General features: G+C 67.1%; 20 protein-coding genes and 1 riboswitch. Of the genes, 16 read left to right on the top strand and 4 right to left on the bottom strand.

Going from position 1 to position 19707, the window contains the following annotated elements:
• Positions 1-6: 6 nt before the first annotated feature.
• Complete coding sequence (locus AB4Y42_RS15300; RefSeq protein ID WP_368694644.1) at positions 7-1011, bottom strand: LLM class flavin-dependent oxidoreductase; 1005 nt, start codon at positions 1009-1011, stop codon at positions 7-9.
• A gap of 701 nt (positions 1012-1712) precedes the next feature.
• Here AB4Y42_RS15300 and hpnI point away from each other — a divergent pair.
• The 6 genes from hpnI to AB4Y42_RS15330 all read left to right on the top strand — a co-directional run bounded on the left by hpnI (position 1713) and on the right by AB4Y42_RS15330 (position 8268).
• Positions 1713-3002, top strand: a complete 1290-nt coding sequence (hpnI, locus tag AB4Y42_RS15305) for a bacteriohopanetetrol glucosamine biosynthesis glycosyltransferase HpnI (RefSeq protein ID WP_368694645.1) — start codon at positions 1713-1715, stop codon at positions 3000-3002.
• A gap of 98 nt (positions 3003-3100) precedes the next feature.
• On the top strand, positions 3101-4522 hold the full coding sequence (gene hpnJ / locus AB4Y42_RS15310; protein WP_368694646.1) for a hopanoid biosynthesis associated radical SAM protein HpnJ: 1422 nt from the start codon (positions 3101-3103) through the stop codon (positions 4520-4522).
• Positions 4522-5421, top strand: a complete 900-nt coding sequence (gene hpnK / locus AB4Y42_RS15315) for a hopanoid biosynthesis-associated protein HpnK (protein WP_368686714.1) — start codon at positions 4522-4524, stop codon at positions 5419-5421. The genes hpnJ and hpnK overlap by 1 nt, the downstream gene beginning before the upstream one ends.
• Positions 5418-6518: a lysylphosphatidylglycerol synthase domain-containing protein gene (locus AB4Y42_RS15320; RefSeq protein WP_368694647.1), complete on the top strand. Its 1101-nt coding sequence runs from the start codon at positions 5418-5420 to the stop codon at positions 6516-6518. The genes hpnK and AB4Y42_RS15320 overlap by 4 nt, the downstream gene beginning before the upstream one ends.
• 78 nt (positions 6519-6596) lie before the next feature.
• Positions 6597-7178 (top strand): hypothetical protein, encoded by a 582-nt coding sequence (locus AB4Y42_RS15325; RefSeq protein WP_368686490.1) that lies wholly within the window; start codon positions 6597-6599, stop codon positions 7176-7178.
• 52 nt (positions 7179-7230) lie between these two features.
• Positions 7231-8268 (top strand): patatin-like phospholipase family protein, encoded by a 1038-nt coding sequence (locus AB4Y42_RS15330; RefSeq protein WP_368694648.1) that lies wholly within the window; start codon positions 7231-7233, stop codon positions 8266-8268.
• A 22-nt stretch (positions 8269-8290) separates the two neighbouring features.
• On the opposite strand, the gene AB4Y42_RS15335 is transcribed toward AB4Y42_RS15330, so the two are convergent.
• The 3 genes from AB4Y42_RS15335 to AB4Y42_RS15345 all read right to left on the bottom strand — a co-directional run bounded on the left by AB4Y42_RS15335 (position 8291) and on the right by AB4Y42_RS15345 (position 9739).
• The gene (locus AB4Y42_RS15335; RefSeq protein WP_368686488.1) at positions 8291-8629 is read right to left on the bottom strand and encodes a type II toxin-antitoxin system PemK/MazF family toxin; all 339 of its coding nucleotides are present in this window, start codon (positions 8627-8629) and stop codon (positions 8291-8293) included.
• Between the two features lie 7 nt (positions 8630-8636).
• Entirely contained in the window at positions 8637-8981 is a 345-nt protein-coding gene (locus AB4Y42_RS15340; RefSeq protein ID WP_368686487.1) for an AbrB/MazE/SpoVT family DNA-binding domain-containing protein, read from the bottom strand.
• Positions 8982-9109: 128 nt separating this feature from the next.
• The gene (locus tag AB4Y42_RS15345) at positions 9110-9739 is read right to left on the bottom strand and encodes a histidine phosphatase family protein (RefSeq protein WP_368694649.1); all 630 of its coding nucleotides are present in this window, start codon (positions 9737-9739) and stop codon (positions 9110-9112) included.
• Positions 9740-9783: 44 nt separating this feature from the next.
• A riboswitch (cobalamin riboswitch) is annotated at positions 9784-9929 on the top strand.
• A gap of 39 nt (positions 9930-9968) precedes the next feature.
• Here AB4Y42_RS15345 and AB4Y42_RS15350 point away from each other — a divergent pair.
• The 10 genes from AB4Y42_RS15350 to astD all read left to right on the top strand — a co-directional run bounded on the left by AB4Y42_RS15350 (position 9969) and on the right by astD (position 19701).
• The gene (locus AB4Y42_RS15350) at positions 9969-10187 is read left to right on the top strand and encodes a CbtB-domain containing protein (protein WP_368686485.1); all 219 of its coding nucleotides are present in this window, start codon (positions 9969-9971) and stop codon (positions 10185-10187) included.
• 13 nt (positions 10188-10200) lie between these two features.
• Positions 10201-10953, top strand: a complete 753-nt coding sequence (locus AB4Y42_RS15355) for a CbtA family protein (protein ID WP_368686484.1) — start codon at positions 10201-10203, stop codon at positions 10951-10953.
• A gap of 317 nt (positions 10954-11270) precedes the next feature.
• Positions 11271-11960 carry an ABC transporter permease gene (locus AB4Y42_RS15360; protein WP_028204762.1) on the top strand — a complete coding sequence of 230 codons (690 nt, stop codon included), beginning with the start codon at positions 11271-11273 and terminating at the stop codon, positions 11958-11960.
• A 13-nt stretch (positions 11961-11973) separates the two neighbouring features.
• Entirely contained in the window at positions 11974-12687 is a 714-nt protein-coding gene (locus AB4Y42_RS15365) for an ABC transporter permease (RefSeq protein ID WP_368694650.1), read from the top strand.
• 31 nt (positions 12688-12718) lie between these two features.
• On the top strand, positions 12719-13507 hold the full coding sequence (locus AB4Y42_RS15370) for an ABC transporter ATP-binding protein (protein ID WP_368686483.1): 789 nt from the start codon (positions 12719-12721) through the stop codon (positions 13505-13507).
• Between the two features lie 33 nt (positions 13508-13540).
• Positions 13541-14635: a GlxA family transcriptional regulator gene (locus AB4Y42_RS15375; RefSeq protein WP_368686482.1), complete on the top strand. Its 1095-nt coding sequence runs from the start codon at positions 13541-13543 to the stop codon at positions 14633-14635.
• Between the two features lie 229 nt (positions 14636-14864).
• Positions 14865-16082, top strand: a complete 1218-nt coding sequence (locus AB4Y42_RS15380; protein WP_368686481.1) for an aspartate aminotransferase family protein — start codon at positions 14865-14867, stop codon at positions 16080-16082.
• 42 nt (positions 16083-16124) lie between these two features.
• Positions 16125-17204 carry an arginine/ornithine succinyltransferase subunit alpha gene (gene aruF / locus AB4Y42_RS15385; RefSeq protein ID WP_368686480.1) on the top strand — a complete coding sequence of 360 codons (1080 nt, stop codon included), beginning with the start codon at positions 16125-16127 and terminating at the stop codon, positions 17202-17204.
• A complete protein-coding gene (gene astA / locus AB4Y42_RS15390) occupies positions 17201-18235 on the top strand; it encodes an arginine N-succinyltransferase (protein ID WP_368686479.1) in 1035 nt (344 codons plus the stop codon). Before aruF ends, astA begins: the two co-directional genes overlap by 4 nt.
• A gap of 2 nt (positions 18236-18237) precedes the next feature.
• The gene (astD, locus tag AB4Y42_RS15395; protein ID WP_368686478.1) at positions 18238-19701 is read left to right on the top strand and encodes a succinylglutamate-semialdehyde dehydrogenase; all 1464 of its coding nucleotides are present in this window, start codon (positions 18238-18240) and stop codon (positions 19699-19701) included.
• The last annotated feature ends 6 nt before the right edge of the window (positions 19702-19707 follow it).

The following is a 19707-nucleotide window of genomic DNA, read 5'->3' on the forward strand; positions in this document are numbered from 1 at the left end:
GCGCGGTTACCGTCCCGCGGCGGCTTCCTTCAATTCATCGCGCGCCTGCGCCGCCATCTCGAATGAACGCAGGCGCGCCGCGTGGTCGTAGATCTGCGCGGTGACGATGAGCTCGTCCGCGCCGGTCTGCTCGATCACCGAGGCGAGGCCCGCGCGCACGGTCTCCTGGTCGCCGACCACGGAGCAGGCGAGCGAGTGCGACACGCCGGCGAGTTCGAACTCGTTTGCCGCGATCTGCTCGACCGGCGGCGGCAACTGCCCTGGCGTACCGCGCCGCAGATTCACGAACTGCTGCTGCAGCGAGGTGAAGAGAAAGCGCGCTTCTTCGTTGGTGGGCGCGCCGAACACGTTCACGCCGACCATCGCATGGGGTTTGGCGAGCACCGCCGACGGACGGAACTGCGAGCGGTACAGACGCAGTGCCGTGAGCAGATGGTCGGGCGCGAAGTGCGAGGCGAACGCGAACGGCAGACCCATGGCCGCCGCGAGCTGTGCGCCGTAGAGGCTCGAGCCGAGGATGTAGAGCGGCACGTTCAAACCCGCGCCGGGCACGGCGCGCACGCGCTGGCCTTCCACGGGCGAGGCGAAATAGCGCTGCAGCTCGGCCACGTCGTCGGGGAAGCTGTCGGCGCTGCCCTGCAGGTCGCGGCGCAGCGCGCGCGCCGTGGTCTGGTCGGTGCCGGGCGCGCGCCCGAGGCCGAGGTCGATGCGGCCGGGGTAGAGCGCTTCGAGCGTGCCGAACTGCTCGGCAATCACGAGCGGCGCGTGGTTCGGCAGCATGATCCCGCCCGAGCCCACGCGGATGGTCTGCGTGCCGCCCGCCACGTAACCGATCACCACCGAAGTCGCCGCGCTGGCGATGCCCGTCATGTTGTGATGCTCGGCCAGCCAGAAGCGGTGGTAGCCGAGGCGCTCGGCGTGGCGGGCGAGATCGAGCGTGTTGTGCAGCGCGGCGCCGGCATGGGAGCCTGCCGGGATGGGCGAGAGGTCGAGTACGGAGAAGAGGGTCATGGGCTAGCGTGGGGCGTGGTGTGGAGAGCGCGACGCGCGTGCCGTGCGCCGGTTGCCCGACGCGAGGCCGCAAGGCAGTCGCAAGGTGCGGCCATTGTGCCAAACCACTTTCGTTCGTGCTGGCGGCCTTCGGGAACCCATGCAGCCGGCGTGGGTTCAGAGTGGCTGATTGCTTTTGCGTCCAGTCGATTTGAATATTAACGAGAACTACTCCTGTTTCAATGCAAAAGGCGCGCTCTCAATTCAGATTTATTAAAGAATCATTTCTATATGCTTACCGAATTTTTTCGGGGCGGAAAAGCCCTGGAAGGCGGCTGTTTAATCGCTGAAATAGTTACGCTTTTACAACTTTGGCAACGCATTTTCCCGCGTCCGTCGGAAGCAACTGACGGAGCTTGCTGATACAATTTTTGGCGTCGAATCGGGGATCGACCATGTCCAACGGTTTCATACGATGGTTTATCTCCATTCGTTGTTTGTTCAATGACCTCGCATCCTGCAAACCGGCATCCGTTGTCTGGTTTCACGCTTCAAATGCGTAATGCGGCTAAGATGCGCGGCTTATTTCTGGATTTTCAGGGCAGGGAAATGGTACGTGGTGAAACGCGAATTCCGGTCGGGGCACCGCAGGAGCTTCTCCACTTGCGCGCAGCCCGCGGCGAGCGCGGCTCGGCCCACGTGACCGGCCAAGGCGGCGCGTCATGACGGTGGCGCAGGTTTTCGCCATCCAGGCGCCCTGGCCCGTGCTCGTCTGGGTCGTGGTCGTGCTGTGCGGCGTGGCCGCTTTCTACGGCCTCGTTGCCGCGCTGACGATGCCGCGCCTCGGTTCGGCCGCGCTCGTACGCGAAGCGGCGTGCCGCGCGCGCCGTGCGCAACCGCAGCCCGTGAGCGTGCTCAAGCCCTTGTGCGGCGCCGAGCCGCGCCTCTACGAGAATCTCGCGACCTTCTGCGAGCAGCGGCATCCGCGTTTTCAGTTGCTGTTCGGCGTGTCGTCGCCGGCGGACCCGGCCATTGCCGTGGTGCGCCGGTTGCAGGCGGCATATCCCGGCCACGACATCGAGCTCGTGATCGACCCGCGTGTGCACGGCAGCAATCTCAAGGTGAGCAACCTCATCAATCTGGCGGCGCGCGCGCGCTACGACGCGATCGTCGTGGCCGACAGCGATATCGCCGTCGAGCCCGACTATCTGGAGATCGTCACCGCGCCGCTCGCCGACCCGGACGTGGGCGTCGTGACCTGTCTCTACAGCGCCCGCAGCATCGGCGGTTTCTGGCCCCGCGTGGGCGCGCTCTTCATCAACGAGTGGTTCGCGCCTTCGGTGCGCGTGGCGCATTCCACAGGTTCGCGCGCGTTCGGTTTTGGCGCGACGCTCGCGCTTTCCCGTGCGACGCTCGAGCGCATCGGCGGTTTCGCCGCACTCAAGGACTGCCTTGCCGACGACTATCTGCTCGCCCGCTATGCGCGCGATCACGGCCTCGCCACGGTGCTGGCGCCCGTGGTGGTCGCCACCGACGTGATCGAGCCGACCTTCGGCTCGCTTTGGCTGCGCGAGACGCGCTGGCTGCGCACCATCCGCTCGGTGAATCCGGCGGGCTTCGCTTCGCTGTTCATTACGTTTCCCACGCCGTGGCTCGTGCTGGGCGCGCTGTTCTACGGCCTGCTCGCTGCGGGCGCGGGCATCGGCGCGTGCGCGACGACGCGCGCGGCGCTGGCCGGGCTCGCCACGGCCACGATGGCGGGTATCATTGCGCGTTTGATACTGCACGCGCGAGCGAGCGGAAGCTGGCGCGGGTTCTGGCGCGATTTGCCGCTCGTGCCGCTGCGCGACGTGCTGCTGGCCCTGCAGTGGCTTTCGGCCGCGTTCGGCTCGCACGTGATCTGGCGCGGCGTGCGCGTGAGCGTCGCCAACCCCGAGGCCGAAGCGCATTCCGCCATGGCGAGGCCCGCGAGCACGCGGCGGCCTGCCGTCGAAGGATCGGACGCTCGCTGAGGCGTCGCTTTTATACCGCGCTTTTGTAGCGCGCTTTTTACCGAATTGTCACCTCAATCATCACCCGACACAGTACGGGTACCCGGAGCACTCATCGCATGAAAACGCTGTTTCTGCAGGCCCCGTCGTATGACGGCTTCGACGGTGGCGCGGGCTCGCGCTACCAGGCAAAGCGCGAGATCCGCTCGTTCTGGTATCCCACCTGGCTCGCGCAGCCCGCGGCCCTCGTGCCCGACAGCCGCGTGCTCGACGCGCCGGCCGACAGCCTGGGTGTCGAAGAGACGCTGAAGATTGCAGCCGCATACGACCTCGTCATCATCCACACGAGCACGCCGTCGTTCCCGACCGACGCGCTGTTCTGCGAAGACCTCAAGAAGCGCAAGCCGTCGATCGTCATCGGGCTGGTGGGCGCGAAGGTGCAGGTCGATCCGCACAATTCGCTCACGGCAAGCGAGGCGATCGATTTCGTCTGCCGCGAAGAATTCGACTTCACCTGCAAGGAAGTCGCCGAAGGCATGCCGCTCGCCGAGGTCAAGGGCATTTCGTGGCGCGCGAAGGACGGCTCGATCGAGCACAACCCGGGCCGTCCGGTGCTGGAAGACATGGACTCGCTGCCGTTCGTCGCGCCGATCTACAAGCGTGACCTGAAGATCGAGAATTACTTCATCGGCTACCTGAACTACCCGTACGTGTCGATCTACACGGGCCGGGGCTGCAAGTCGCGCTGCACGTTCTGCCTGTGGCCGCAGACCGTGAGCGGCCACGTCTACCGCACGCGTTCGGTCGAGAACGTGCTCGAGGAAGCGAAGTGGATTCGCGAGAACATGCCGGAAGTCAAGGAGCTGATGTTCGACGACGACACCTTCACCGACGACCTGCCGCGCGCCGAAGCGATCGCCATGGGTCTCGGCAAGCTCGGCATGACGTGGTCGTGCAACGCGAAGGCGAACGTGCCGTACAAGACGCTGAAGGTCATGAAGGAAAACGGCCTGCGCCTCCTGCTCGTGGGCTTCGAGTCGGGCGACGACCAGATTCTCGTGAACATCAAGAAGGGCGTGCGCACGGATTTCGCGCGCCGCTTCAGCGCCGACTGCAAGAAGCTCGGCATCAAGGTGCACGGCACCTTCATTCTGGGGCTGCCGGGCGAGACGCAGGACACGATCAGGAAGACGATCGAGTACGCGAAGGAAATCAATCCGCATACGATTCAGGTGTCGCTGGCTGCGCCCTATCCGGGCACGACGCTCTACAAGCAGGCCGTGGAAAACGGCTGGATGGAAGAGAACAAGACCATCAACCTCGTTTCGAAATCGGGCGTGCAACTGGCCGCGATCGGCTATGCGCATCTGTCGCGCGACGAGATCTATCACCACCTGGAACAGTTTTATCGCCAGTTCTATTTCCGTCCGTCGAAGATCTGGGAGATCGTGCGAGAGATGCTCACGAGCTGGGACATGATGAAGCGGCGTCTGCGCGAAGGCGTGGAGTTCTTCCGCTTCCTGCGCGCACACGAGGCATGATGGACCGCTCGTCCCCCGATGCGCGCGCGCTCATCTTCACCGCCGACGACTTTGGCCTGCACGAGCGGGTCAATGCGGCGGTGGAGCGTGCGCATCGCGAGGGCGTGCTCGACTGCGCGAGTCTGATGGTGGCCGCGCCCGCCGCGGCGGACGCCGTGGCGCGGGCGCGCCGCACGCCGGGTTTGCGCGTGGGGCTGCATCTGGTGCTGGCGGACGGCGCGGCCATGCTGCCGCGCGAGCAGATTCCCGCGCTCGTCGATGCGCAAGGGCGTTTCGGCGACAACATGGTCCGCGACGGCGTGCGCTTCTTCTTCCTGCCGCACGTGCGCAGGCAGCTCGCGAAGGAGATCCGCGCGCAGTTCGAAGCGTTCGCGGCGACCGGGCTCGCGCTCGATCACGTGAACACGCACAAGCATTTTCATCTGCATCCCACGGTGCTCGCGCTGATCCTCGAGATCGGCCGCGACTACGGTCTGCGCGCGATGCGTCTGCCGCTCGAGGCAGGCGCGCCGTTCGCGCTCAAGCCCTGGCTCGCGCTCGTGCGCGCGCGGCTCGCGCGTGCGGGGGTTGCGCACAACGACTACGTGGTCGGCATCGCGAAGACTGGCGCAATGGACGAGGCCGCCGTGCTCGACGCGCTCGCGCATCTGCCCGCGCAGGGCGTGGGCGAGATCTACTGCCATCCGGCGCTCGCCGATGAAGCGCACGAAGGACCCATCACGCCGTCGATGCTGACATATCGCCACGCCGACGAATTCGGCGCGCTGATCTCGCCGCGCGTGGCCGCAGCGCTCGCGCAGGCGGGCGTGCGCCGCGGCGGCTTCACCGACGTCTTCTTCGGCGCGGCTTCGGGCTCCGATCCCGCCGCGTCGCGCGGCCCCGAGGTGCAGGTGTCATGAAGTGGCTGCAATGGCTGGGCCTGCCCGTCGGGATCGCCATCCTGATCGGTCTCGTGGTCCATAACGGCGCGCACGACGTGCTGCGCGTGATCGGCACGGCAGGCCCCATGCTGCTCTGGCTCGTGCCGTTCCACGCGCTGCCGCTCCTGCTCGACGCTCACGCGTGGCGCCTCCTGCTCGACAAGCGCGCACCGCTGAGCTTCCTCTGGTGGACCGCGACCGTGCGCGAGGCCGTGAACCGGTTGCTGCCCGTGGTCGGCGTGGGCGGCGAACTCGTCGGTATTCGCCTCGCGCGCTGGAAGGTGCGCAATGCGAGCGAGGTCACGGCTTCGGTGATCGTCGAGGTGTTCGTGACGATCGCCGTGCAATACGCGTTCTCGGCGCTCGGCGTCGTGCTGATCGTCGCGGCGACCGGCGATGGCGGTTCGCTGCGCACCATCGTCACGCTCGCACTGGCGCTCGTGCTCTCGGCGCCGCTGCCGGTGCTCGCGGTGTTTCTGGTGCGGCGCGGCGGCGTTTTCCATGCGATCGAACGCTGGGCCGCGAAGCTGCTCGGCGCCGACAATCCGCTCATGCTCGGCATCGACGGCAAGCAGCTCGATGCCGATCTCGATGCGCTGATGTCGCGCACGGGCCTCATGTTCCGCGCTTTCTTCTGGCAGCTCGCCGGCTATATGCTCGGCGCGTTCGAGACGTGGTGGGCGCTCGCGCTGCTCGGCCATCCGGTGACGGTCGGCGACGCGCTCGCCATCGAGGCCATCACCCAGGCCGTGCGCCATGCCGCCTTCATGGTGCCCGCGGGCCTCGGCGTGCAGGAAGTCGCCGTGGTGCTGCTCGCGCAGCTTTTTGGCGTGAGCCAGGACGTGGCGTTCTCGCTCGCGCTCGTCAAGCGCATGCGCGAAGTGGTGTTCGGCGTGTTCGCGCTGCTCTCGTGGCAGGCCGCGGAAATCGTTCGCACGCGTCGCGCCATGCGCCACGGCGCGCAGTCCGCCACGCAGTCCGCCACACAGTCTGCCGATGCGCTGCCCGCCGCGGCGAGCGTGTCCGCACGCGCGTCCCGTCCGACGCGGGACTCGCAGCACGATCAGGTCCATTGACGGTACATTGTGGGCATGTCGTGGCGCGCCGGATCGGCGCGCGTAGACGCAAGCCCATGTTGATGCGTTAGCAAGGACATGAAGCCCACGTTTTCACTCACGCGTTCGCTCGCGCTCGCGTGCGCCGCCACGGCGGCGTTCACGCTTTCCGGCTGCGACGATCGCCAGTTCGATGCCATGCTCGACACCATCCGGCAGGGATTCAAGGCGTTCTTCGATTCCGTGAAGCCCGACGCGCTGCTGCTCAAGGGCCTCACGCCCGGCGTTTCCACGCTCGAGCAGGTGCGCGGGCAAATGGGCAAGCCCGAGACCGAGCGCGTGTTCGACGACGGCTCGCGCCGCCTCGAATATCCGCGCGGCCCGCAGGGCCTCAAGACCTGGATGGTCGACATCGGTCCGAACGGGCGCCTCGTGGCCATTACTCAGGCGCTCACGGCGGAAAACTTCGCGAAGATCCATGTCGGCATGAGTGAGGACGAGGTCCGCCGGTTGCTCGGTAAACCTGGGCAGGTGGCCGGCTATCGCTTGAAGAAGGAGACGGTGTGGAGCTGGAAGTGGCTGGAAGGGGGCGTGACGCCCGAAGCGTATTTCAACGTGCATTTCGGACCGGACGGGCGGGTCACGACGACCTCGCGCTCGGACGTGATCCGCGGTCGCTGACTCAGTTGACTCAGTTGATTCAGTCGACCCAGGGCCACGCAAGGAGGCGCGCATGATGAACCGGCGACGGCCCAAGCGTGTGGGACTCGTGCTCGGCGGTGGAGCGGCGCGCGGCTGGGCGCATATCGGCGCGATTCGTGCACTCGAGGAAGCCGGCATCAAGCCCGACGTGGTGTGCGGTACGTCGATTGGCGCGCTGGTCGGTGCCGTGTACGCGAACGGCGATCTCGACTGGCTCGAGGACTGGGTGGGCAAGCTCACCTGGCAGACCGTGGTGCGCCTGCTCGACTTGCGTTTTTCGGGCGGCCTGCTCGGCGGGCGCAAGGTGATCGACCTGTTTGCGCACCAGTTCAACGGCCGCTCGATCGATGACCTGAAGCTGCCGTTCACGGCCGTCGCCACCGAACTCGACACGGGGCGCGAAGTCTGGCTGCGCGACGGCGGCGTGGTGGATGCCGTGCGCGCGTCGATCGCGATTCCCGGCATCTTCACGCCGATCTGGCATGACGGCGTGTGGCTCGTGGACGGCGGACTGAGCAACCCGGTGCCGGTGTCCGCCGCGCGCGCGATGCGCGCGGACACCGTGATCGCCATCGACCTCAATCACGACATTCTCAACGGCCGCGACCTGGGCGGCGCGATCGACACGATGCCGCGCGAGCTGCCCGTGGAGGCGAGCGACGCGGTGACGGCGGCATCGGCTGCCGGAGCGGCCAGCGGTGGCGCCAATGGTGCTGAAGCCAGCGAAGCGGCGCCCGAACCGCTCCTGCGCCGCAACGGCAAGCGCTTTCCGCGCTGGCTGCAGCCTGCAGGCCCCGGCGCGGCTGGCGGCCCGGACGTGCGCGTGGCGCCGCCGCCCAGCACGCGCGTGCCTTCCGTGTTGAGCTCGGTGGCGCAGAGCATCGACATCATGCAGGTGCGCATTACGCGCAGCCGCCTGGCAGGCGAGCCCGCCGACGTGCTGATCCAGCCGCGCCTGGGCGGCATGGGGATCTTCGACTTTCATCGCGCCGCGCCCGCCATCGAGGAAGGGCGCGCGGCCGTGCAGTACATGATGCCGGCCATCAAGGCGCAGTTGGGACTGGATTAGGGCGCTTCCAGTGTGTTGCTGGCTACAGCGCCAGAATGCCGGCGACGGCGAATTTCGCTGCCTCCAGTTCCTCGGCTGTCGCCGTTTCCCCTTTGTGCCGCCAGACTCTGCCCGCGAGCGAAAGCGTGGTGATCTGGTCGGCCATCGCGACGCAAGGCCTGGCAAGGCCGCCGATGGGGATTTCCGACTCCCACCCGTGAATGGTGCTGGTGATGGGCAGCCCGATGAAGCGGCCTGTCAGTTCGTTGAACTCGGCGTCGGTGAGGACGAGCGCAGGGCGATAGCCGTCCTGCTCGCTGCCCGCACCCGGCCCGACGTTGAGCCAGAGGATGTCGCCTGCGTCTGGTGTGGCGTTCTTCATGCGTTCCTTACCATGGGTCGAAACGCGTGGGGTCATCGGGTCCGCCGATCTCGGTGCCTTGCGGCTGGCCGAAGTCGACGAGCGGGTGCGGCTCGAGCTTCCTCTCGCGCAACTGCTGCAAATAGCGCTCGCGCGAGAAGCGCCGGATCGCCGTATGCGGGCGAACCGTGAGCGACCCATCTTCGACTTCCACCTCGACTTCCTGTCCCTCTGCCAACGCCAGCTTGCTGGCAAGGCTGGCCGGAATGCGCACCGCAAGGCTGTTTCCCCAACGCTTCAGGGTTTGTATCGCCATTTCGTCCTCGTACTGAATCAGCCGCCTGGCCAATAACGTGTTGAGCTTGATGTCCATACCTGATCGCGGTGTATCTACGTGGTTGATACAGTCCCGATGCTAGGCCTCGGATAGGTGTGTGTCAACGCGTTGATACGTGTAGTTTCGCGGCGCATGGACGCAGATCAAGGAATGCCGTCCCTGTCTCAGTCCATCGCTGCGAGCCATACCCAGCCGTGCTCCGAGCGGCGCAGCGCCGTCACGGCAAGCGGCGCGATTTCGATCGAGCGAAAACCCGACGACGGCGCGCCCAGCGCGTGAAGAATCGCCGCCCGGATCACGCTCGCGTGCGTGAAGGCGATCAGGGTGTGTCCCGATTCGGGCAGCGCATCGAGCCAGGCGCCGACGCGCGCGCGGACATCGTCGAACGAGTCGCCGCCGTCTGGCGGCCTGAAGCCTGGATCGCGCGTCCAGGCCGCAAGGGCTTCGGGCGCTTCCCGCGCGAGATCCGTCAGGCGCCGGCCTTGCCACGCGCCGAAGGCGGCTTCGGCGAGCGCGTCAGCTGGCGTTGCCCCCGCGAAGCCTGCCGCGCGTGCGCTCGCGCGCGCGATCGCTGCGGGACTCGTGAGCGCGCACGGCGCCTCGCCATGGCGATGACCGCCGGCCAGCCGCACGTGCCAGCGCTCGCGCCAGGCGGCGAGCGCCTCGAGTGCGCGCGCGTCGAGCGCTGCTTCGGCGTCACCGCCCGCTACAGGCACGTCAGGCTCGTGCGGGAACGTGCCCGAGCGCAGCGCGGCATTGGCCGCATGGCTCACCAGCCAGACTGTCGTCGACATGCTTCTCCTTTTGCTTCGCCACTCTGTGGCTGACATTCGAGCCGCGGCCAGCCGCCGCAGCGCGTAGAATACAGGCTCCACGACACGCGGAAGCCGGTGCAAGTCCGGCGCGGTCGCGCCACTGTAACTGGTTGCCGTCGAAAACATCGAAGCAACGGAAGTCAGACCTGCGCGTCGTGAACCACTCTTTCAACGACTAGCGGGGCGCGTAACCCCAGGAGAAGTCAGCATGTCCGAAACCACATTCCCCTTGCAGCACGCACCGGCCGCGCCGGCGCCCATTCCGCTGCGGGAGATCCTGCCCTGGGCGATCTTCGGCGGCCTCATGCTGCTGCTGGCCCTGTACTTCGTGGGCGCCGAGCAGGGCGCCACCGCGATCTTCCCGGGCATGTACGTCCACGAGTTCGTTCACGACGGCCGCCATCTGCTCGGCTTCCCCTGCCACTGACCGGGAGCTGAACATGGTTGGCAAGTTGCTGGTACGCGGCATGCTCGCAGGCATCGCCGCGGGACTCCTCACGTTCGGCTTCGCGAAGATCGCGGGCGAGCCCCAGGTCGATCAGGCGATTTCCTTCGAGGAGAAAGCGGACGCCGCGAAGGGCGAAGCGCCCGAGCCCGAAATCGTCAGCCGCGAGACCCAGGCGAGCTTCGGTCTCTTCACGGGCGTGATGGTCTATGGCGCGTCGATCGGCGGGCTCTTTGCGCTCGTCTTCGCGTATGCGAATGGCCGCGCGGGGCGTCTTTCGCCGCGCGCGCTCTCGGCCTGGCTCGCGCTCGCGGCGTTCGTCGCGATCTACATGGTGCCGAACATCAAGTATCCGTCGAATCCGCCCTCGGTCGGCGACCCGGAGACGATCGGCTATCGAACCGGGCTCTTCTTCCTGATGATCGCGATCTCGATCGCCGTGTCGGTGTTATCGCTCAAGGTGCGCGCCGCGTTCGTGCCGCGTCTGGGCGTCTGGAACGCTTCGATCGTGGCGCTCGTGCTGTTCGTCGTCGTGATCGGCGCGGTCCAGCTCGCGCTGCCGACGATCAACGAGGTGCCCGCCGCGTTCCCGGCCGTGCTGCTGTGGAAGTTCCGCACGGTGTCGATCGGCATGCAGCTCATTCTCTGGACCACGATCGGCCTGCTGTTCGGCGCGCTCGCCGAACAGCTGCTCGGCGCGAACGCCCGTGCGGGCAGCGCACGCGGCACGCAAACGCGCGCCGCGTAAGCTCCGCCGGGTCGCGGCGCGCACGCCGCGCGCCTATCGAAAAAGCGACCCCAAACTTGCGTAAATGCCCCGCGCGCCTCGCGTGCCGGGGCATTTTTTTCCGCCTTTCAAAAGCATCGCGCCCGCGGCTGTGCGGGCCTGATCCGCACGCGCCGACGCGTCGCGCGGCAATGCTGCACTGCAATATCCGCGCCGCGCTAGTTTGAGCAATCCATTTTGCACTGAGACGATCCGCGCCAGTTCATCGGTTTCGGCGGCGCCCACGTGCCGCGCGAGGCCGCCCGAAACGACAAAACAACTTTGTTCCGGAGACGCGCGTGATCCTTTACGGCTTTGGCCCGGTGCTGCTCGCCGGCACGATCCAGACCATCGAACTTTCGCTCCTCTCGCTCGGCGTGGCTGTCCTGCTCGGCCTGGCGGGCGCGGCAGCCAAGCTCTCGTTCAACCGGCCGCTCGCGGCCGTGGCGACCGCCTACACGACGCTGATCCGCTCGGTGCCCGACCTCGTGCTGATGCTGCTGCTCTTCTACAGCATCCAGATCGGCGTGAACGAGGCCACCGACGCGCTCGGCATGGCGCAGATCGATATCGATCCGTTCGTGGCCGGCGTCGTCACGCTCGGCTTCATTTATGGCGCGTACTTCACCGAAACCTTTCGCGGCGCGTTTCTCGCGGTGCCGCGCGGCCAGCTCGAAGCGGGCCACGCCTACGGCATGAGCGGGGCGCGCGTGTTCGCCCGCATCCTCTTTCCGCAGATGATGCGGTTCGCGCTGCCCGGCATCGGCAACAACTGGCAGGTGCTCGTCAAGGCGACGGCGCTCGTCTCGATCATCGGTCTCGCCGATGTCGTGAAGGCCGCCCAGGACGCGGGCCGCAGCACCTTCAACCTGTTCTTCTTCCTCGTGATCGCGGCGCTCATCTATCTCGCGATCACCACGCTCTCGAACTTCGCGCTCGTCTGGCTCGAACGCCGCTATTCGGTGGGCGTGCGTCACGCGCAACTGTGAGGAAAAGGCCGTCATGAACGAAATCATCCAGCAATTCGGCCGCGCGTTCCTTTACTGGGACGGCGAGCATGTCTCGGGCCTCGCGATGACGCTGTGGCTGCTCGTGATCTCCGTCGCCTTCGGCTTCGTGTGCGCGGTGCCGCTCGCCGTGGCGCGCGTCTCGAGCCGCCGCTGGCTCTCGCTGCCGGTGCGTTTCTACACCTACGTGTTTCGCGGCACGCCGCTCTACGTGCAGTTGCTGCTCATCTACACGGGCGTGTACAGTCTCGCGTTCATCCGTTCGGAGCCGCTGCTCGACGCGTTCTTCCGCAGCGGCCTGAACTGCGCGGTGCTCGCGTTCGCGCTCAACACCTGTGCGTACACGACGGAGATTTTCGCGGGCGCGATCCGCGCGACCTCGCACGGCGAAGTGGAAGCGGCGCGCGCCTACGGCATGAGCCCGTTCACGATGTACTGGCGCGTGATCCTGCCTTCGGCGCTGCGCCGCGCACTGCCGCTGTACAGTAACGAAGTGATCCTGATGCTGCACGCGACCACGGTGGCCTTCACCGCGACGGTGCCCGACATTCTCAAGGTCGCGCGCGACGCCAACTCGGTCACCTACCGCTCGTTCGAGTCGTTCGGCCTCGCGGCGCTGATCTACTGTGCGGTATCGTTCGTGCTGGTGGCCGCGTTCCGCCGCGCCGAAAAACGCTGGCTCGGCCATCTCGCCGTGCGCACCCGCTGATTCACTGGAACACCGGAAACTGGAGACCATCTTGGCTCAGACGCAATCCTCAGATAGCAAGCTCGTCGCGCGCGACATCCACAAGCGCTACGGCGACAACGAGGTGCTCAAGGGCGTCTCGCTCGACGCGAAGAAGGGCGACGTGATCAGCATCATCGGCGCGAGCGGTTCGGGCAAGAGCACCTTCCTGCGCTGCATCAATTTCCTCGAGAAGCCGAACGCCGGCGAGATCGTCGTGGACGGCGAGGCCGTGCGCACGAAGGCGGGCCGCAACGGCGACCTGGATGTGGCCGACCACAAGCAGTTGCAGCGCATCCGCACCAAGCTCGCGATGGTGTTCCAGCACTTCAATCTCTGGTCGCACATGAACGTGCTCGAGAACGTGATGGAAGCGCCTATCCACGTGCTCGGCGTGCCGCGCAAGGAAGCCGAGGACCGCGCGCGGCAGTATCTGGAGAAAGTGGGCCTCGCGCCCCGCGTGGAGAAGCAATATCCGTCGCATCTTTCGGGCGGCCAGCAGCAGCGCGTGGCGATTGCGCGCGCGCTCGCGATGCATCCCGACGTGATGCTGTTCGACGAACCGACTTCGGCGCTCGACCCCGAACTCGTGGGCGAAGTGCTCAAGGTGATGCAAAAGCTGGCCGAAGAGGGCCGCACGATGATCGTCGTCACCCACGAAATGGGCTTTGCGCGCAACGTCTCGAATCATGTGATGTTCCTGCACCAGGGGCGCACGGAGGAAGAGGGCTCGCCCGCCGATGTGCTCGGCGCGCCGAAGAGCGATCGCTTGCGTCAGTTCCTCTCCGGCAGTCTCAAGTAAGCGGCGCGTTCAGTCTCGCGCCGCGTCTTGCCGATGGTCCGTTCCGCCGCTCTTCCTTCCGCTTCAGTTCCGGCCGCCGCGCCCGGGGGCCAGGTGCCGCTCGCGCGCGCCAGCCGCACGACCCAGGTGGCGATCGTCGCGCTGCCGCCCGTTTCGATGTCGGGCGTGGGCCCGATCGTCGACGCGCTCAATCTCGCCAACGAGATCGACGGCCGCGCGCTGTACCGCTGGCAGATGTGCTCGTGGAACGGCCGCCCCGTGCCGCTCGCGGGTGGCGCGCAGTGGCCCGCCGACTGCGCGTTCGGCGACGCCGTTTCAGCCGACTGGCTGATCGTCGTGACCGAGCGCTACCAGCAGTTCGCCGACTACCGGCTCTTTCTCGCGAGTCTCGCGCGCGTGGGGCAGCGCACGCCGCTCGTCACGGGCATTCACCACGGCATCTGGTGGCTCGCGATGGCGGGGCAGTTGCAGGGCTACCGCGTGGCCGCAAACTGGGAAACCTTCCAGCAGTTCGCCGAGCAGTTCGAGCGCACCATCGTCACGCAGCACATCTATGAAATCGACCGCGACCGCGCGACCTGCTCGGGCGGCCAGGCCACACTCGACTTCATGCTCGCGATGATCGGCCGCGACCATGGCCCGGAACTCGCCGAGCGCATTGCCGACGCGCTGGGCGCCAGCACGCTGCGCAGCGGCGACGAGCGCCAGCGCATTCCATTCGTGACCGCGCCCGGCGAGCGGCACCCGCGCCTGAACGACGCGCTCAAGCTGATGGAGGCGAATATCGAGGACCCGCTCACGACCGACGAGATCGCGAATCTCGTGGGCGTGTCGCGGCGGCAGCTCGAGCGGCTGTTTCGCCAGTACCTCGGCGCGATGCCGTCGAAGTATTACCTGGGCCTGCGCCTTGCCAAGGCGCGCTCGCAATTGCAGCGCACCAGCAAGTCGGTGGTGCAGATCAGTCTCGCGTGCGGGTTTTCGTCGGCGGCGCATTTTTCGAATGCGTACCGCGAGCGCTTCGGCGTGACGCCGCGCGAGGACCGCCGCAACTGGATCGAGCGCCAGCACGGCGGGGCCGCCGCCGAACCGCGCGCGGGCGCGCTCGTCGAGCCGCCGGAAGTGCAGTGAAGCTGGCCGCGGCGCAGCAAGCGCCCGGACCTTGCAGGTTCCGTACGAAAAAACGCGTCGCGCCTGCGCAAGACGTTTGCGCGCAGCTTGCCTACACTGCACAGGTGTCGACGGGCTTGGCGCCGGAGCGCTTAGTCCCGTCCCATGCAACGCCACCTGAGCGAAAGGGCACGGCCCCAACGCACACCGACCCCGAATTCGACACGCACTGAGTAAAAGAGGAATCGCCATGAACGACCAGACTGTGAGCCGCAAGACCTTCGACGAAGTGATGGTGCCGTGTTTCTCGCCCGCGCCGTTCGTGCCGGATCGCGGTGTCGGCTCGCGCGTGTGGGACACCGAGGGCCGCGATTACATCGACTTCGCCTGCGGCATCGCCGTGACGTCGTTGGGCCATGCGCATCCGGAGCTGCTGCGCGTGCTGCAGGAGCAGGGCAGCAAGCTCTGGCACATCGGCAACGGCTACACCAACGAGCCGGTGCTGCGCCTCGCGCGCCAGCTCGAAGCGCTCACGTTCGCCGATCGCGCGTTCTTCGCGAACTCGGGTGCGGAGGCCAATGAGGCGGCGCTCAAGCTCGCGCGCCGCGTGGCGTTCGATCGGCACGGCGCCGACAAGTTCGAGATCGTCTCGTTCACGCAGTCGTTCCACGGCCGCACGTTCTTCACCGTGAGCGTGGGCGGCCAGCCCAAGTATTCGGAGGGCTTTGGCCCCGTGCCGGGCGGCATCACGCATCTGCCGTACAACGACATCGAAGCGGCGAAGCGCGCCATCGGCGCGCAGACCTGCGCCGTGATCGTCGAGCCGGTGCAGGGCGAGGGCGGGGTGATTCCCGCCGATCCCGCGTTCCTGCGCGCGCTGCGCGAAGCGTGCGACGCGCACGGCGCGCTGCTGATTTTCGACGAAGTGCAAACGGGCGTGGGCCGCACGGGCCACTTCTACGCCTACGAAGATACGGGCGTCACGCCCGACATCCTCACGACCGCCAAGGCGCTCGGCAACGGCTTCCCGATCGGCGCGATGCTCACGACCGAAGCGATTGCCGCGCACTTCAAGGTGGGCGTGCATGGCACGACCTATGGCGGCAATCCGCTGGGCGCCGCTCTGGCGGGCAAGGTGGTCGAGCTCGTGAGCGATCCGGCGCTGCTGGCTGGCGTGCGTGCGCGCGGCGAAGCGATTCGCGGCAAGCTCGCGAAGCTCAACGAGCGCTTCGACATGTTCAAGGAAGTGCGCGGCAAGGGGCTGTTGATCGGCGCCGAACTGAACGCGCGCTTTGCGGGCCGCGCCAAGGACTTCAACGGGGCGGCCGCGAATCGCGGCGTGATGATGCTGATTGCCGGGCCGGATGTGCTGCGCTTCGCGCCCTCGCTCATCATTCCCGAAGCGGACCTCGACGAAGGCTTTGCGCGCTTCGAGCAGGCCTGCGCAGACGTGATCGGCGCACGCTAAATCGCAACCCAGCCGCAACCCAGCGCACACACAGGATCGACGATGCTATTCGTTCGCCCCGCCAGGCTTTCCGATCTCGACGCGATCGCCCACATGGCGCGCACCGCGCAGCCGGTGCTGCATTCGCTGCCGCACGACCGCGCGGCGCTGGAAGCGCGCATCGCGCTTTCCGAAGATTCGTTTCGCGCGGACGTGGACTTCCCCGGTGAGGAGTTCTATCTGTTCGTGCTCGAAGATTCCGCCACGGGGCGGCTCGTCGGCACCTCGAGCATCGTGGCGGCGGCCGGCTACGCCGAGCCGTTCTACGCGTTTCGCAACGACGCGCTGATTCACGCGTCGCGCGAGCTGCACGTGAACCGCAAGATTCACGCGCTGACGATGTCGCACGAACTCACGGGCAAGAGCCGCCTCGCAGGCTTCTACATCGAGCCGTCGCTGCGCGGCGACGCGGCCGCGCATCTCATGTCGCGCGCACGCATGATGTACGTCGCGATGAACCGCCGGCGCTTCACGCCTGAAGTGTTCACGCTGTTGCTCGGCGTGACCGACGACAAGGGCGTGTCGCCGTTCTGGGAGGCCGTCGGGCGCAAATTCTTCGGGCGCGACTTCAAGGACATCGAACTGGCGTCGGGCGGACGCAGCCGTACCTTCATCGCCGAGGTGATGCCGGCTTATCCGCTCTACGTGCCGCTGCTGCCGGAGCCCGCGCAGCGCGTGCTCGGCGAGCCCGATCCGAGCGCCTTGCTCGCTTACGAAATTCATCTGGAAGAGGGCTTCGAGCCCGACCGCTACGTCGATATTTTCGATGCGGGTCCGGTGCTCACCGCGCAGGTCGATCGCACGGCTTCCGTCGCTGGAAGCGAGACGCGCACGGTGCGTGAAGTTGCGCTCGCAACGAATCGAGAGGGCGCGGCGTATCTGGTCGCGAGCCAGCACGCGGGCGAGTTCCGCTGCGTGCTCGCGACGCTGCCCGAAAGCGAGAAGGGCGCCGGCATCATCGCGCCGCTCGACGCGAGCGCGCGCGCCGCGCTCGGCGTGCAGGACGGCGAGCCGGTGCGCTGTGCGCCGCTGTATCGCGCCACCCCGCAAACAGAGGACGCTTATATGGGAGACGCACAATGATCGTGGTACGCGTCGTGCAAACGGGCGACGTGGACGCGCTCGTCGCGCTCGCCCAGGAAACGGGCCCCGGCCTCACCACCTTCAAGCCCGACCGCGAGGCGCTCAAGGCGCGCATCGAGCGCGCGCGGCGCACGCTCGCAGGCGAGGCCGCGCCACGCGAAGCGGGCTACTTCTTCGTGATGGAAGACACGGCCACGGGCGACGTGGCGGGCGTTTGTGGCATCGAAACGGCCGTGGGCCTGGAGCAGCCGTTCTACAACTACCGCGTGAGCACCGTGGTGCACGCAAGCCAGGAGCTCGGCATCTGGACGCGCATGCGCGCGCTCAATATCTCGCACGATCTCACGGGCTACGCCGAGGTGTGCTCGCTCTTTCTTTCGCCGCGCTATCGGACGGGCGGGGTGGGCAGCCTGCTGTCGCGTTCGCGCTTCATGTTCATCGCGCAGTTTCGCGAGCGCTTCCCCGAGCGCCTGTGCGCGGAATTGCGCGGCCATTTCGACGCGCAAGGCACGTCGCCGTTCTGGCGCGCGGTCGGCTCGCACTTCTATCAAATCGATTTCAACGCTGCCGACTACCTCAGCTCGCACGGGCGCAAGTCGTTCCTCGCGGAGCTGATGCCGCGTTACCCGGTGTACGTCGAACTGCTGCCCGAGGAAGCGCAGGCTTGCGTGGGCCTCACGCATGCAGACACGATTCCCGCACGCCGCATGCTCGAAGCCGAGGGGCTGCGCTACGAGAATCACGTCGATATCTTCGACGCGGGCCCGGTGCTCGAATGCCATATCGGCGATTTGCGCACGGTGCGCGACAGCGTGGTCGTGCCGGTCGAGATCGGCGAGGCGCATGCCGAAGAGGGCGTGCGCTCCCTCGTATCCAATACGTCGCTCGGCGATTTTCGCGTGGGTTTCGCGCCGGGCGTCGTGCACGACGGCGTGTTCACGCTGAGCGCCACGGAAGCGGCGGCGCTGAACGTCGCGGCGGGCGAGCCGGTGCGCGTGCTCGGCCCGGCAGCAAAGCAAAAACAGGGATGACCATGAACGAGCTTTACATCGATGGGCAATGGTGCGCGGCCTCGGGCCCCGCGTTCGCTTCGCGCAACCCCGGCACGGGCGAGACCGTGTGGAGCGGCAACGCCGCGAGCGCCGAAGAGGTCGAGCGCGCCGTGAACGCCGCGCGCCGCGCGTTCGCCGCGTGGGCGCAAACGCCGCTCGAAGCGCGCTGCGAGATCGTGCAGCGCTTCGCCGCGCTCGTTACCGAAAAGAAGGAAACGCTCGCCCAGGCGATTGGCCGCGAGACCGGCAAGCCGCTCTGGGAAGCGCGCACCGAAGCGGCGTCGATGGCCGCGAAGGTCGCGATTTCGATCACCGCTTACGGCGAGCGCACCGGCGAGAAGCGTGCGCCGATGGCCGACGGCGTGGCGGTGCTGCGCCATCGCCCGCATGGCGTCGTCGCCGTGTTCGGTCCGTACAACTTTCCGGGCCATTTGCCCAACGGCCATATTGTGCCGGCGCTGATCGCGGGCAACGCGGTCGTGTTCAAGCCTTCGGAGCTCGCTCCGGAAGTGGCGCGCGTCACGGTCGAACTCTGGCGCGAAGCCGGCTTGCCCGCGGGCGTGCTCAACCTCGTGCAGGGCGAGCGCGACACAGGCATTGCGCTTGCGAATCACAAACAGATCGACGGGCTCTTCTTCACGGGCAGCTCGGACACGGGCACGCTGCTGCATCGCCAGTTCGGCGGCCGGCCCGAGATCGTGCTCGCGCTGGAGATGGGCGGCAACAATCCGCTCGTCGTCGCGCCGGTCGAGGATATCGATGCCGCCGTGCATCACACGATCCAGTCGGCGTTTCTTTCGGCGGGGCAGCGCTGCACGTGCGCGCGCCGCATTCTCGTGCCCGCAGACGCATTCGGCGAGCAGTTCCTTGCGCGCTTCGTCGAAGTGAGTTCGCGCATCACGGTGGGCGAGTACGACGCCGAGCCGCAGCCCTTCATGGGCGCCGTGATTTCGGCGCGCGCGGCGGGCAAGCTGATGGGTGCGCAGGCGCAATTGCTCGAGCGCGGCGCACGCGCCTTGCTGCCGATGACACAGCGCGACCCGGCGCTCGGCTTCGTGACGCCGGCGATTCTCGACGTGACGGGCGTGGCCGACCTGCCCGATGAAGAGCACTTCGGGCCGCTCGCCCAGGTGATCCGCTACGCGGGTTTCGACGACGCCATCGCGCAGGCCAACAATACGGCGTACGGCCTCTCGGCGGGCCTGCTCGCCGACGACGAAGCGCTGTGGCAGCGCTTCACGCGCGAGATCCGCGCGGGCGTGGTGAACTGGAACCGCCCGACCAACGGCGCGTCGAGCGGCGCGCCGTTCGGCGGCGCGGGCCGCTCGGGCAACCACCGGCCGAGCGCGTACTACGCCGCCGACTACTGCGCCTACCCGATGGCCTCGGTGGAGAGCGCGCAACTGCAGATGCCCGCGAGCGTATCGCCGGGTCTTCACTTCTAAGGAACG

The organism is Paraburkholderia sp. EG286B (genome assembly GCF_040965655.1).
Taxonomy (GTDB): Bacteria; Pseudomonadota; Gammaproteobacteria; order Burkholderiales; family Burkholderiaceae; genus Paraburkholderia.

Coding starts and splice junctions, on each gene's coding strand:
- AB4Y42_RS15340 (WP_368686487.1), bottom strand. CDS start 8,981: ATGGACATCAAGCTCAACACGTTATTGGCCAGGCGGCTGATTCAGTAC.
- AB4Y42_RS15345 (WP_368694649.1), bottom strand. CDS start 9,739: ATGTCGACGACAGTCTGGCTGGTGAGCCATGCGGCCAATGCCGCGCTG.
- hpnJ (WP_368694646.1), top strand. CDS start 3,101: ATGAAAACGCTGTTTCTGCAGGCCCCGTCGTATGACGGCTTCGACGGT.
- AB4Y42_RS15300 (WP_368694644.1), bottom strand. CDS start 1,011: ATGACCCTCTTCTCCGTACTCGACCTCTCGCCCATCCCGGCAGGCTCC.
- AB4Y42_RS15330 (WP_368694648.1), top strand. CDS start 7,231: ATGATGAACCGGCGACGGCCCAAGCGTGTGGGACTCGTGCTCGGCGGT.
- AB4Y42_RS15325 (WP_368686490.1), top strand. CDS start 6,597: ATGAAGCCCACGTTTTCACTCACGCGTTCGCTCGCGCTCGCGTGCGCC.
- AB4Y42_RS15350 (WP_368686485.1), top strand. CDS start 9,969: ATGTCCGAAACCACATTCCCCTTGCAGCACGCACCGGCCGCGCCGGCG.
- AB4Y42_RS15380 (WP_368686481.1), top strand. CDS start 14,865: ATGAACGACCAGACTGTGAGCCGCAAGACCTTCGACGAAGTGATGGTG.
- AB4Y42_RS15335 (WP_368686488.1), bottom strand. CDS start 8,629: ATGAAGAACGCCACACCAGACGCAGGCGACATCCTCTGGCTCAACGTC.
- AB4Y42_RS15365 (WP_368694650.1), top strand. CDS start 11,974: ATGAACGAAATCATCCAGCAATTCGGCCGCGCGTTCCTTTACTGGGAC.
- AB4Y42_RS15320 (WP_368694647.1), top strand. CDS start 5,418: ATGAAGTGGCTGCAATGGCTGGGCCTGCCCGTCGGGATCGCCATCCTG.
- AB4Y42_RS15375 (WP_368686482.1), top strand. CDS start 13,541: ATGGTCCGTTCCGCCGCTCTTCCTTCCGCTTCAGTTCCGGCCGCCGCG.
- astA (WP_368686479.1), top strand. CDS start 17,201: ATGATCGTGGTACGCGTCGTGCAAACGGGCGACGTGGACGCGCTCGTC.
- hpnI (WP_368694645.1), top strand. CDS start 1,713: ATGACGGTGGCGCAGGTTTTCGCCATCCAGGCGCCCTGGCCCGTGCTC.
- astD (WP_368686478.1), top strand. CDS start 18,238: ATGAACGAGCTTTACATCGATGGGCAATGGTGCGCGGCCTCGGGCCCC.
- hpnK (WP_368686714.1), top strand. CDS start 4,522: ATGGACCGCTCGTCCCCCGATGCGCGCGCGCTCATCTTCACCGCCGAC.
- aruF (WP_368686480.1), top strand. CDS start 16,125: ATGCTATTCGTTCGCCCCGCCAGGCTTTCCGATCTCGACGCGATCGCC.
- AB4Y42_RS15355 (WP_368686484.1), top strand. CDS start 10,201: ATGGTTGGCAAGTTGCTGGTACGCGGCATGCTCGCAGGCATCGCCGCG.